Below are 13,079 nucleotides of genomic sequence, written 5' to 3' on the forward strand. Positions count from 1 at the left end.
ACTCATATGCCTGCACAACCAGACATAGCCACAAACACAAATTAGCTCCTGCTACCGCGCTTGTGTATTTCAGATAGACTCGTGGTTCATTTAAGCTTCCATGCTCGCCCTGAACTCCGGGCACACTATAAGTATTATCTGACGCCCAGCATGGGCATGAACGAATGAGGTGAAAGCCCTCTGTAGGAAAATCACCACTTAATATTCAACGATCTGAGAATACCTCACTATGCTACCAGACTCTTACGAGTAGAGGTTGCTGATGCAGTTTTAAATCATCATGGAAGCCCAAATGCTTCGCTTACTGCACACTTGGTTGTTTTGCGTTTTAAGCCTCATTTCTTTCAATCAATGGCATCTATACTAATGGGTAATCCGACTGAAGAGTTATTAGTGGCAATCCTAACTCATGAGGAAACGCAAATATGAGAGCACTCTCTTTACCTCAGGCGAGAAAGCTTGTGCTGCTTTCACAATGTATTTCAACAAAGTCGCTAAAAGGTAGTGCGTATTCAGAAACCTTAAACGTTTTTGAGCGCTTAGGTTATGTGCAGATAGATACCATATCAGTCGTGCAACGCGCACATCACCATACACTTTGGAGTCGAAACCCCAGATATCAGGTTGCTCACCTTGATCAGCTCGTTGCAGACAAAAAAGTATTTGAGTATTGGTCGCATGCTGCCTCTTACCTGCCAATGAGAGACTATCGATTTAGCCTACCTCGTAAGACGGCGTTCAAATTGGGTCAACAAAGCCATTGGTATAAGAAAGATCACAAACTGATGGCAGATGTTCTTAAGCGAATAGAGAGTGAAGGCCCATTAATGGCGAAAGACTTTGTCTCTAAAAGCCATAAAACGAATGGGTGGGGCAGTAAACCAACTAAACAAGCCTTAGAAACTTTATTCATGCAGGGGGACCTCATGATCGCAGAGCGTAAAAATTTTCATAAGGTCTATGACTTAACGCAGCGAGTATTACCAAACGATGTAGATGCCTCAATACCTACAGAGCAAGAGTATGGGCAATTTTTAGTATTGAGTTACTTAAGAGCTCACGGCTTCGGAAACCTAGCTGAAATTACCTACCTACTTAAAAATATTAAAACGCTGGCTAGCCAAGCGTTGAATATGTTGCTTGAAAGTGGCGATATCAAAAGAGTAATCATTAATGAGTCTGTTTATTTTGCTTGCTGTGATGCCTTATTTCTACTCGACAAGCGACTAAATAAAAAACAAGTTCACATTCTTTCTCCATTCGATAACTTGCTTATCCAGCGAAAGCGAACACAATCTATTTTTAACTTTAAATATCTTCTTGAATGCTATGTTCCTGCCGCCAAACGTCAGTTTGGTTATTTTTGTTTACCGGTTTTGTGGAATGGGAAGCTAGTTGCGAGGGCAGATTGTAAGGTCGATAAACAAACCAACACACTCAATGTGATTCACTTATTCATTGAACCTTCAGTGAATGAAAAAGAAACATTTTTTACCGCTTTAGAGGAAAAGCTTCAAGCGTTTGCTCAGTTTAACCAATGTAATCATTATGCGATTCAGAAAGTATCTTCCCGTACTGTTTAAAGTCATTTACCCATTACCTTTTCACCTTATTTGAATCATCGATCTAACCAGGTTCTGTTCATCGACGTGTAAGTACTTCTTGGCTACTTTGCGTTTTAAACCACATTTCTTTCAACAAATTACTTCTATACTAATGGGTAATCTGACTGAAGAAGGAATGCCGATGCTAAATGAAAACCATGCCTTTATCTTAGATTTCCCCGATCTTACACGAGACATTGTTCAGCTCAACCACGATGATCCAACATTCAAAGGCGATCTTCAGCAGTATCATGAATTGGATTACGATATCCGTCAGCTAGAGATATCGGGTAGTCCGATTGATGATGACAATATGAATGATCTAAAGCTTCAGCGTGTGGAGTTAAAAGACATGTTATATAAGCAACTAACTAAGCATCATGAGCAGGCAAGCAATTAACCCATTTGAATATACACAGTGTTTGTGTCGTCGAGGTTTGGTCTTGAGATACTTCATAATGCGAATTGAAAGGTTATAAGTGGCAATCCTAACTCAGATTTCCCCAACGCTCTTCCATGAACCACTCACTCAGTATCGAGTACTTGGTATATGCTTCTCGTATTGTGAACGGCGTATCTTTCGTATCAAACAGGGTGTTCTCTGTGAGGTGGCTTCTGAAGGAAGCAACTGACAAAACGGGACGATGACCAAAATTAATTTGATAATAGACTGCGATAGTCGCTAGCTTGTATTTTTTTCTTTTGTTGTGGCTGTGCCCAAATCTTTGCTCTCCTCAAGCAAAGCCTCAATTAACACGCGAATCGCATTGGGTTGGTACTTTCTTGCTTTGTACACTAAAAAAGATTGGCGATCACTACGATGATATTCTGGCAGTAATTGAACTAAATTTGTTGCCTCTTTAGCATGTCTGAGTGGCAATGAAGCGACACCTAAACCTCGGCTTACTGCATCGACTACAGCGCGAATATCATTTACCACGAGTCGAGGTTTAATTTGATGCTCTTCGTACAACTTTCCATCGCGGAAGAACGGCAGCTTGTTTTTTTGATCAATTGCTACCCAATCAAGTGCGGCTAAATCGGTTGGGGTAGAGATTTCACCGCATTGCTGCACATATTCTCGACTAGCAAAGAAGCCATGCCTAGAAGTAAAAATTGGTCTGGCAATCATGTCATCCATATCTTCAATATCAAAAGTAATCAGTAAATCACGATCTGTTTCTGGTTTTGCTTGATCGTTGTTTAATACTAAATCAAGGCGAACGCTAGGATATGTTTTGAGGAACCTTTCGATTGTCGGTGCAATAAAGGAGCGGTAAAAGCTGTGCGGGATAGACAGCCTGACTCGACCTGATACTTGGTTGGTTTGTTCAGTAAGGCTCTCTATACCAGACTCAATCTGCTCCATGCCACTACTTAGATTTTCGAAGGTAAGTTTACCTACTTCTGTAGGCGTCAATTCCCGCCCTTTCTTTTCCAACAGTCTTAAATCGAGTCGAGTTTCTAAAGCTGCAAGTCGTCTAGAGACTGTTGACTGCGGCAAGTTTAGAGCTTTAGCTGCTTTCTGTAGTGATCCTTGTTCTACCACTTTGCAGAACAAAAAAAGATCATCAATGTTTCCAAATATGGAATCCACAATTCAAGTTTCACTTATTGTTACTATTTATGACTAGATTTATACTTTTTTTCATATTATTTCAATACATGAGTAAGCATTATGAGTAAAAAACAATTCTGGTTAACGACTATTCTGTCATCTTTTACGATGGCGACGATGATGTCTGGATTGATATCTGGATACAAAATGGGGTTTAGTATCGAATGGCCCCCCGTTTGGGCACAAAGTTTCTTAATCGCTTGGCCGTGTGCTTTATTTCTTAATCTAACCGTTATTCCTCAAATTCGAGCTTTTTCTGCTTGGTTATGTAGACCCAAAGTTCAAATCGTTGCTAGGGACAATGACCAAGAATAGATTTTTACTGCATGGCAATGTAGCAAAAAGCACGGAAGAGCAAATTGTATTAGCATGGCAAAATGTTAGAGGGGGCTACCAATCACATTATTGTTCGTGAATGGTCTATTTGATTAACCATGCTATATCTTTGCGTAGCAATAAAGCTGCTGCGAGGTAACGTCGAGCAGCAGCAAGTGAAGTACGATTAATAATGGCATTGAGCTCGATTTTCTAGAGAGATAAAATCCAAGTGTATTCAATGTACTCGGATTTTTATGTTTCTAAAGTAGGTGTTGAGCAACGGGCACCCAATTTTTGTGAAACAACTTTTTGGATAATCTACGTTTTTATCGTCAGAGATGATCGATGAATGCTTAAAAATGTAAAGAGTACGACTAACGGGCATAACAGCATTAAGTTAGGCTTTTATTTATTAAAGCAGTGACCATATTATGGCTAACATTAAACATCCCATAATTGATAATATCGGCACAAGTAGACACTGCCATGATTGCCATTTTTTGTTATATATTGCTTTATTTGTGTCAGCAAGAAGCTTTAATACTTTTTGCCTGTCCTTGTCTTCTTTTAACGTTTGTTTCTTTGCATCCATCATCATATATGTGGCCCTTTACGATAGCTCTAGGCTGACAACTCTTAGGTTTAATGTGTTTCGGATAGTCCCGAAGTCACCGCGAGTAATATTAAATGATATTTTTCCATCAGTGCCTTTAATTGCGAATGCTTTGGCACGAGTTTCTATATCAATTACCTCAGAAAGGTATACGTTAGCTTGATTCGACGTAAACGATACGCGCTCTGATTCAGCCATGAAGAAGCCATTATCCGTATAACTGATTTTTAACCCATACTTAAGCTCGTCAATTTCTTTTATCGTGTGGGGATGCGTTTTTTTTACTTGGCCTAACATCATTTTCTAATCTCAATTAACTCGGAGGTGAGTCACTGCCCCGATAGTAGGGACTGCCAATTAAAGGACAGGAAGAGGCAGCAACTCGTGGATTAAGGTTTTAGTAATAGCAAGTCACAAGGCATTGTTTTTACTAATGGTTCAGTTGGGGATAATAAAATTTTATTAAGCATGTCTGATTTGTGATGACCCATAACTAATAGATCAACGCCGTTTTCAATCACACCACGATAAATCTCATCTTCGATTGTGCCAGAGTAGAGTAGGTGCTTATGAATAGGGGTACTTAAGTTATCAAGTAGCTTCCTCATCATGGCAACTGAGTTGTGGTGTTCTGCTGCTTCATGTTCACTTAAGTTAACGCTTAGAATGCCGTCATAAAAGCTAGCAATATCCCTATCCACATGAATTATGCTTAACTTCGCGCCATTCGTTACTGCCATTTCTTCTGCTTTGTATACTAAAGAACTAGCGTTCATATCTAATCCAACTGCTAACATTACGTGTTTATAGTGCATGCTTATTATTCCTAGTTAGTTAAAGATACTGTGAACGCCAATGGAAGTGCCGAAGCCACCAAAGATAAGCCAAGCAACAAACGTTATAAGTAACCTGCTTAAATACATCGTGGAAATGCTTTTAGCTCTGAACAGAATGGATACTAAGGTACTTTGATATTTAAGAAAAACTTATAATATTTAAATAGTGGTTAAGTATTATTTAACAGCCTAGTTATTTGTTAACTTTATGGTGTCTATTGATAAGTGGCTATTGAACTAAATAGGGACAGATATGTTTTACAAAATGAGTGATGACTTGTTTGATTGCGAGAAGGAAATTTGTGATGGGTATTAATGTAGCCATATGTAAGATACCGAATCGTTCGAATGCTCTGATATACAGTGATATCAGAGCATTTTTATCAGAACGTCGGTCTATTAAGCACTCGTGACCAGCTTACGGGCTGCTTTAAATTTACTTAGCGGCACTTTAGTCAGCAAGATACCGCTTAACAAAGGTAATAACATTAAGACCGATTGCTCTGAAATAACTGTGCCAGATGTCGCAGCAGAAAGTGCTAAAGCAACCAACGGGAAAATGAGGAAACAGATTGATGCCGTAAAGGGTGTCGAAATCTGCCCAAGTTTAAAGTACGCCACAATACCGCCCACACTGGCGAAGATGCCTAAATAGCCTACTGCCATTAGTGATGATGAAGAGAAAGCCTGTACGTCTATATTTTCAAATGCCAATGAGGTGATAAACAACAAGATAGCCGCCACGAAGCTGGGTAATGCATTGTAAGTAATGACTTGAATATCTTTACAGTGCTTTTGCACCATCACATACATTACAGCATGAATGGCAACAGCCAGCCCTAATGCCCCAGAGCCAATCAGTAAATTATCACCTCCGATCCCTAACTCGTTCGATAGAATAATGAAGAGGCTGATCACCGCAATAAAAAGTCCGATAAATTGATGAATGGCAAGACGCAAACCTAAAAATAGGGTGGATGTGATCATCACAGCAATGGGCATGTTAGCGAAAATAATCGAGGCTAATCCTGACGAAATGTACATTTCACCCGCAATCATTAAGGTGAAAGGAATCGCGAAATAGAACACAGCCACAATGGCGATCCATTTGTTTTTACCTTTCGGAAAAAGCAGTGGTTGATTAAAGATCTTCGACAGCAAAACTAAAATGGGTGACGCAATCAGAAAGCGTAAACCCGTTGCAAAAATGGGTGGAATAGTATCGACAGCTATCTCCATCGCTAACCACGTGGTTCCCCAAATAAAGCATACAGAGCAAAATAATAGCAGTGGAAGGTGTTTCTTATTCATAGTTAATATCCGTTTTAATTCCCAGCTACGCCGACGTATAGCCTTGTTTTTATAATGGTTTAATATTGAAGCTTGCAGTAAATATGCGGGTAATATACGTGCTTCACTGGGGAATAACTTACTAAGATGCAGGCTTATGAATGTTTATTAAGAAAGAAATTCTATTTTTGGGCTGTATGTAGAAAAATTTTCCATATCGGCCAAATATAAATAATATTATGCGCACATGGCGTATTTTTAAAGTGAGTTTATTTCCTTCTGGTCATACAGATAGTTCTTTATTTGGCGCTGTTTTCTTGCAATCTCGTTATGGTTCGGCATGAGGTATATAGTTATTACTGATAGCAAAAAGGCTTCTGCATAACAGTGAGGTTAAATATGGCTGATAACAACGGCATTAATAGCAGATTCGTTAAGAATCAGTTCAATAATAGGACGTTCATTATTCGAACTATGGCAGCAGATGAGGTCGCGCTAGCGGTGAGTTGGGCAGGACAAGAAGGGTGGAATCCTGGTCTTAACGATGCTTCGACCTTTTATCATGCTGACCCCAGTGGTTTTTTTGTTGGTGAGCTTGATGATCAAATCATCGCGGTAGGCAGTGCGGTTATTTATGATGATCAATTTGCTTTCTGTGGACTATATATTGTCGCACCAGAGTATCGCGGTAAGGGGTATGGTTTAGCGTTAACAAAACATCGCCTAGCACATTGTGGTGATCGCAATATCGGTATAGATGGTGTGTTAGAAAACGTGAAGATTTATCAACGCATCGGTTACGTCCCCTTTTATGAAAACCGCCGTTATCAATTTACGGCATCGGCAAAAACATTTAATTCCACCCATATCAAACCCATTACACATGGCGATTTGCAGCAGATTTTCATTTATGACCGTCAGTGCTTTCCTGCTCCCAGAGAGAACTTTTTAACACATTGGATTTCACAGCCACAGGCAAAATCACTGTTCTATACTGTAGACGGTAAAATTAAGGGATATGTCGTTAGACGTCGTTGCCTTGAAGGGTACAAAATTGGTCCCTTATTTGCTGATAATGCTGAGGTAGCCCAGCAGTTATTAAACGCTGTTCAGGTTGATATCGAAGGGGAAGCTGTATTACTCGATGTACCTGAAATTAATCAGGAAGCAGTTAAAATAGCTGAGCAAGAAAAGATGTGTGTGGTATTTGCTACTGCGAGAATGTATCAAAAAGGGTTACCCAATATTGATAATAATAAAATCTTTGGTATTACGACGTTTGAGTTGGGGTAGCAATCCATACCGTTTTTTTGATACTTATCCGCTCGTTTTCGTGTTTTATTTGTTGTTATTTGCCCACTGAAAAACCAAAGCAATAGGAAAGGGGGAAATCAGCACTAAGCCTAAACCAATTAAACTGCTGATCACGACCATACCTGTTACATTCTGCCCAATATCTGTCATAAAAAGACTTATCGTGCCTGCAAGAAACAGAACTAATCCTATGATGTGCAGTATTTTGAAAACCTTAATTATTGGGTGTTGTGCTTGAGCCATACTTATTAGCCTTTTAATATATCCACGTACATGATGAAGCAAGTGCTTCAAATTTCCCACTGTTTTTATTCAATATTCATGATTGTCTCTTTAAACATTATTGAATTTTCTTGTTGGTTTACTCGCGTAATCTACTCCTATAAATAGTAATAATAGTAAGGCTCAGCATGTCGTTCAAAGTGACGTATATTATTTGGTTTTCAATGGCAACGGTATTATGGATTGGTTTCCCATTTCTGATTTTGGCGTAAGCTTTAGCATTGATGACTTTGTTTATATTTGCGCGTTGGTAGCGATTAGCTATCAGCTGCGCATATAGAATGTTGTTATACGTAAAGGTCACGATAACGATCCATCATGCTTCTGTGAATACGAGTACCCGTCATCTAAACGTCATGTTTTCTTTTCATAACTGTCATTAATGTGAATCGGTACTGTCATAAATACCCTCTAATATCCTCCTCAACAAAACTGACCTAGTCCAGAGGATGGAAACCAATGAAACAACTTATTGCTGGCCTTACTTTTGCTGCGATTACCGTAAGCACGGCTGCACAAGCTCAACCAAATGTTGAACAATTAATCAAAGCGGCTCAAAAAGAAGGGCAAGTTTATAGTGTCGGTATGCCTGATGGCTGGGCAAACTGGAAAGATACGTGGGCTGATATGGCATCAACCTATGGTTTGAAACACCAAGATACAGACATGAGCTCAGCACAAGAAATTGCGAAATTCGCAGCCGAGAAAAAAAATGCGACCGCAGATATTGGCGATGTGGGTTTTGCTTTTGGTCGAGTCGCGGTGAAGAAAGGGGTAACTCAACCTTATAAACCGACTACTTGGGCAGACATTCCAGATTGGGCGAAAGATAAAGATGGCCATTGGATGCTCGCATATACAGGCACAATAGCTTTTATTATCAATAATAACCTCGTTAAAGATGCCCCTAAAAGTTGGGACGATTTAGTGAAAGGGCAATATCGCGTCACCGTGGGTGATGTGGGTGTTGCAGCACAAGCAAACAATGCAGTGTTAGCGGCGGCCTTTGCGAAAGGTGGCAATGAGCAAGACATTAAACCCGCCCTACAGTTATTTGGTGAGCTGGCAAAACAAGGCCGTTTATCACTGAATGATCCAAGTATCGCCAATCTTGAAAAAGGTGAAGTGGAAGTGGGCATAATGTGGGACTTCAATGCCTTGAACTACCGTGACCAAATCGACCGTGCTCGCTTTACGGTTGTAATTCCTTCTGATGGCTCTGTTATTTCGGGCTACACCACCATTATCAATAAATTTGCGAAAAACCCTAACGCAGCCAAATTGGCACGTGAATATATTCTAAGTGATGAAGGTCAAATTAACTTAGCACGTGGTTATGCGCGTCCTATCCGTTCATCAATTACTTTACCTGATGATGTGAAGGCCAAGTTATTGCCTAACGAACAATACGTCAATGCAAAGCCAATTTCAGACTTTGAACGTTGGGGAAAAACAGCCCGTAAATTGCCGCGCCAATGGCAAGAAAACGTTCTAATTCACATGCAGTAAGAGGTCGATATGCGCAATAAGGTGATTCTTGTTGTGCTTGATGGACTGAACTATCAGGTAGCTCATGATTGTATGGGCTACCTAAACGGTTTAATCGAAACTCATCAAGCCACGTTGTATAAAGTACAGGCACAGCTGCCATCTATGTCACGCCCGTTATATGAATGTATTTTAACGGGTAAACGCCCTGTTGAAAGCGGCATTGTGAATAACGAGGTAGTGCGTTTATCCCATCACAGTAGTGTATTTAGCTTAGCGAAAGACGCTGGTTTAATTACAGCAGCAGCGGCTTATCACTGGATGAGTGAGCTGTATAATCGCGCACCGTATAACGCTATTCGTGACCGCGTAACAAATGATGAAACGTTGAATATTCAGCATGGCTGTTTTTATCATTCAGACCATTACCCCGACGAGCATTTGTTTCTGGACGCCGAGTATTTGCGACGTCAGTACAATCCCAACTTTCTCTTAATCCACCCGATGAACATTGATGATACTGGCCATAAATTTGGTTTGGATTCGTCGCAATATCGTAATTCAGCACGTTATGCCGATATTTATTTGTCGCGTTTTGTTCCGGAATGGATAGACCAAGGTTATCAAATTATTGTAACCAGCGATCATGGTATGAATAACGATCGTAGCCATGGTGGTGTATTAGCAGAAGAGCGTGAAGTACCGATGTTTGTAATAGGAAGCCAATTTGCACACCGTCATGTTGTCGAAAATATTGAGCCTCCGAAACAGACTGAAATTTGTGGTTTAGTGTGTGATTTATTGGGTATAGAACATCATGATAAAGCCAGCTGTCAGATGTTATTAGCAGGGTCTAAATGAGTGAATTAATCTCAACGGCTTCTTCTGCCAAGAAGCCAAGTACTGGAACAACCGTTAGTACTGTTCAGGTGGCATCGCGCTTTAAGCCACCCTTTAAACACTGGCGTCCGGCGTTATTATTACTGCCATTCAGTGTGGTATTTTTCTTCTTCCAACTTGCGCCAATGATATGGGTATTTGTTAACAGCTTTATTTACGATGAATCGTGGTCGGTTGAAAACTACCATGAAATTTTCGACTCTGATTTCTTATTGCAGTCTTTTGGTAACAGCATGTCGATTGCAATGTGGTCGAGTGTGGTGGGCCTAGCCATTGCGACGATTGGTGTTGCATCGTTACGACGGGTTGATTGTAAAATACGAGATTGGGTCGTGGCCTTTACGAATATGGCGAGCAATTTCAGCGGAGTACCGCTGGCATTTGCTTTCGTGATTATTCTTGGTTTTAACGGTGCGATTACCTTGTTATTAAAGCAATGGGGTTGGATTGACGATTTCAACCTGTACTCTAAAACGGGTTTAACGTTTATCTATATTTATTTCCAAATTCCTCTAGCCATGTTGTTGCTGTATCCCGCTTTTGATGCCCTGCGAGATGACTGGGAAGAAGCGGCGGCGTTACTGGGTGCGAATAAATGGCGCTATTGGTTACACATCGCTTTACCGGTGTTATCGCCAGCATTATTGGGTACGTTAATTATTCTGATTGCTAACGCGATGGGGGCGTATGCCAGTGCTTATGCTTTAACAACGGGTAATTACAACTTAGTAACGATTCGTATCGCGAGTTTAGTGTCGGGTGATTTGTTCCTTGAGCCTAATTTAGCTGCTGCTTTATCGGTATTACTCATGATCATTTTGGGCTTCGTGACAGCGATAAATCAATGGCTGCTGAAAAGGAGCTACCATGCAAAACGTTAATTTAAAAATGAGTGCGACGACATACCATAAATCAGTGGTGTATGGACTAATCTCGCTACTCGCCATTCCTGTTATTGCAACGTTAGTGTATTCATTATCCCAACGATGGGGCGCCACTATTACCCCCGATGGCTTTACGTTTGATTGGTATTTACAGCTGTGGCAAGACCCTCGATTTCTAGCGGCGTTTGGTCGTTCATTATTGCTCTGCTTTATTTCGTTAGCGGTGAGTTGCGCATTAATTATTCCGACTATTTTTGTGGTGTTTTATTATTTTCCACGATTAGATAGTTGGATGAATTTACTGATATTACTGCCATTCGCTGTGCCGCCGGTTGTGTCTTCGGTAGGGTTATTACAGCTCTATGCTGATGGTCCAATTCCGATTGTGGGTACACCATGGGTATTAATTGGTACGTATTTCACCATTGCATTACCGTTTATGTATCGCGCCCTAGCAAACAGCCTGCAAGGGATCAATTTACGTGATTTGATGGATGCTGCTCATTTACTGGGGGCGAGCACACCCCGTGCCTTTGTCTCGATAGTGTTGCCCAATATTCGTAAAGGGTTGTTAGCGTCGTTGTTTTTATCGTTCTCTTTTCTACTTGGGGAATTTGTTTTCGCCAATATATTGGTCGGAACGCGCTTTGAAACCTTACAGGTTTATCTCTACAACATGCGCCAAACCAGTGGTCACTTTACCTCTGCGTTGGTGATGTCTTATTTCTTTTTCACGTTATTTCTAACGTGGTTAGCAACGCGCTTTAGCCGTTAGAACACAGGGAAAATTGAACCATGAATTACGTTGAAGTTTCAAATTTAAGTAAACGCTTTGGTCAAAACACTGTGTTTGAAGGTATTAACCTGACGATTAAACAAGGTGAGTTTGTTACTTTGCTTGGCCCGAGTGGTTGTGGTAAATCGACACTATTACGTTGTATTGCCGGCCTGAATGATGTTGATAACGGTAATATTATTGTTAAAGGTGAAGATATTACCCATGCAGCGCCGCAAACGCGTGGCATCGGTATGGTGTTTCAGAGCTATGCGTTATTTCCCAATATGACCGTATGGGACAATATTGCGTTTGGCTTGAAAATGCAGAAAGTGTCAGCGGCTGATTTAAAACAGCAAGTAGACAAAGTGATTGAGTTGGTTGAGCTAAATGGGCGTGAGCAATATTATTCTCATCAATTGTCTGGTGGGCAACGCCAGCGTGTTGCTTTAGCGCGCGCATTGGTGGTTAAACCCAGAATTCTACTATTGGATGAGCCTTTATCAGCATTGGATGCACGTATTCGTAAGCACTTACGTGAGCAAATTCGAACCATTCAAAAAGAGATGAACCTAACTACTATTTTTGTTACCCATGATCAAGAAGAAGCCTTAACGATGTCAGATCGTATCTTCTTGATGAATAAAGGTGAAATTGTACAAAGTGGCACAGCGGAAGAAATATATACCCAGCCCGCTAGTGAATTTGTTGCCAGTTTTATGGGGAATTATAATTTACTGGGTGCAAAACAAGTGCACGATATTTTCGGTATGTCGATTAATGGAAAACTTGCGATTAGACCAGAATCTATCTATGTACGTGAAGCGGGTCGTCAGTATGGTGAGCATATTTCAGCCCCGGTATTAGCGAATGTGGTTAGCCATCAATTATTGGGTAATGTGATTCGTTATCAGGTTGTGCTTTCTCAAGACGAAACACAGCAACCAAACGTTGCACCAACGCAAAGCATTATTGTTGATATGCTGAATCGTTCATCAGAGCGTTTATTCGAGCAAGGCACAAAACTTGAGTTGATGTTTAATAAAAACGAGATGCAAGAAGTGGCGTAATTAACGGTATATATCCGCTTTAATCATGTTGTCTCAATGTGAGATTTTACAGTTCTGTTTAATATTGAAAACGCCAACTTAATTGTT

At 40.5% G+C, this 13,079-nt stretch carries 15 protein-coding genes; 9 read left to right on the forward strand and 6 right to left on the reverse strand.

Annotated elements, in window-relative coordinates; all coding sequences use genetic code 11:
- Positions 1-425: 425 nt before the first annotated feature.
- Together C9J12_RS03715 and C9J12_RS03720 are read left to right on the forward strand one after the other, a co-directional pair.
- Complete coding sequence (locus tag C9J12_RS03715; protein WP_107241480.1) at positions 426-1,583, forward strand: winged helix-turn-helix domain-containing protein; 1,158 nt, start codon at positions 426-428, stop codon at positions 1,581-1,583.
- 163 nt (positions 1,584-1,746) lie between these two features.
- Complete coding sequence (locus tag C9J12_RS03720) at positions 1,747-2,004, forward strand: YdcH family protein (RefSeq protein WP_107241481.1); 258 nt, start codon at positions 1,747-1,749, stop codon at positions 2,002-2,004.
- 282 nt (positions 2,005-2,286) lie between these two features.
- Here the strand turns inward: C9J12_RS03720 and C9J12_RS03725 are convergent, their stop codons facing one another.
- The gene (locus C9J12_RS03725; protein WP_107241482.1) at positions 2,287-3,201 is read right to left on the reverse strand and encodes a LysR family transcriptional regulator; all 915 of its coding nucleotides are present in this window, start codon (positions 3,199-3,201) and stop codon (positions 2,287-2,289) included.
- A gap of 81 nt (positions 3,202-3,282) precedes the next feature.
- Here C9J12_RS03725 and C9J12_RS03730 point away from each other — a divergent pair, with 81 nt between their 5' ends.
- Positions 3,283-3,537 (forward strand): DUF2798 domain-containing protein, encoded by a 255-nt coding sequence (locus C9J12_RS03730; RefSeq protein ID WP_107241483.1) that lies wholly within the window; start codon positions 3,283-3,285, stop codon positions 3,535-3,537.
- Positions 3,538-3,952: 415 nt separating this feature from the next.
- On the opposite strand, the gene C9J12_RS03735 is transcribed toward C9J12_RS03730, so the two are convergent.
- The 4 genes from C9J12_RS03735 to C9J12_RS03750 form a co-directional block, all read right to left on the reverse strand.
- Positions 3,953-4,138 carry a hypothetical protein gene (locus tag C9J12_RS03735; RefSeq protein ID WP_107241484.1) on the reverse strand — a complete coding sequence of 62 codons (186 nt, stop codon included), beginning with the start codon at positions 4,136-4,138 and terminating at the stop codon, positions 3,953-3,955.
- Positions 4,139-4,150: 12 nt separating this feature from the next.
- Complete coding sequence (locus tag C9J12_RS03740; RefSeq protein ID WP_107241485.1) at positions 4,151-4,453, reverse strand: hypothetical protein; 303 nt, start codon at positions 4,451-4,453, stop codon at positions 4,151-4,153.
- Between the two features lie 89 nt (positions 4,454-4,542).
- Entirely contained in the window at positions 4,543-4,968 is a 426-nt protein-coding gene (locus C9J12_RS03745) for a universal stress protein (RefSeq protein ID WP_107241486.1), read from the reverse strand.
- A gap of 420 nt (positions 4,969-5,388) precedes the next feature.
- Positions 5,389-6,300 carry a DMT family transporter gene (locus tag C9J12_RS03750; protein WP_107241487.1) on the reverse strand — a complete coding sequence of 304 codons (912 nt, stop codon included), beginning with the start codon at positions 6,298-6,300 and terminating at the stop codon, positions 5,389-5,391.
- A gap of 378 nt (positions 6,301-6,678) precedes the next feature.
- Here C9J12_RS03750 and C9J12_RS03755 point away from each other — a divergent pair, with 378 nt between their 5' ends.
- Positions 6,679-7,572 carry a GNAT family N-acetyltransferase gene (locus C9J12_RS03755; protein ID WP_107241488.1) on the forward strand — a complete coding sequence of 298 codons (894 nt, stop codon included), beginning with the start codon at positions 6,679-6,681 and terminating at the stop codon, positions 7,570-7,572.
- Between the two features lie 45 nt (positions 7,573-7,617).
- Here the strand turns inward: C9J12_RS03755 and C9J12_RS03760 are convergent, their stop codons facing one another.
- Positions 7,618-7,836, reverse strand: coding sequence for a hypothetical protein (locus C9J12_RS03760; protein WP_006228815.1), 219 nt, complete (start codon positions 7,834-7,836; stop codon positions 7,618-7,620).
- A 498-nt stretch (positions 7,837-8,334) separates the two neighbouring features.
- Here C9J12_RS03760 and C9J12_RS03770 point away from each other — a divergent pair, with 498 nt between their 5' ends.
- Genes C9J12_RS03770 through C9J12_RS03790 form a run of 5 tightly spaced genes read left to right on the forward strand, consistent with a single transcriptional unit; the run spans position 8,335 to position 12,992 of the window.
- Positions 8,335-9,384: an ABC transporter substrate-binding protein gene (locus C9J12_RS03770; protein ID WP_107241490.1), complete on the forward strand. Its 1,050-nt coding sequence runs from the start codon at positions 8,335-8,337 to the stop codon at positions 9,382-9,384.
- A gap of 9 nt (positions 9,385-9,393) precedes the next feature.
- Positions 9,394-10,224 (forward strand): alkaline phosphatase family protein, encoded by an 831-nt coding sequence (locus C9J12_RS03775; RefSeq protein WP_107241491.1) that lies wholly within the window; start codon positions 9,394-9,396, stop codon positions 10,222-10,224.
- A complete protein-coding gene (locus C9J12_RS03780; protein WP_107241492.1) occupies positions 10,221-11,144 on the forward strand; it encodes an ABC transporter permease in 924 nt (307 codons plus the stop codon). The genes C9J12_RS03775 and C9J12_RS03780 overlap by 4 nt, the downstream gene beginning before the upstream one ends.
- A complete protein-coding gene (locus C9J12_RS03785) occupies positions 11,131-11,922 on the forward strand; it encodes an ABC transporter permease (RefSeq protein ID WP_107241493.1) in 792 nt (263 codons plus the stop codon). The genes C9J12_RS03780 and C9J12_RS03785 overlap by 14 nt, the downstream gene beginning before the upstream one ends.
- 20 nt (positions 11,923-11,942) lie before the next feature.
- Positions 11,943-12,992: an ABC transporter ATP-binding protein gene (locus tag C9J12_RS03790; RefSeq protein ID WP_107241494.1), complete on the forward strand. Its 1,050-nt coding sequence runs from the start codon at positions 11,943-11,945 to the stop codon at positions 12,990-12,992.
- The last annotated feature ends 87 nt before the right edge of the window (positions 12,993-13,079 follow it).

This window comes from Photobacterium frigidiphilum, from assembly GCF_003025615.1.
Taxonomy (GTDB): domain Bacteria; phylum Pseudomonadota; class Gammaproteobacteria; order Enterobacterales; family Vibrionaceae; genus Photobacterium; species Photobacterium frigidiphilum.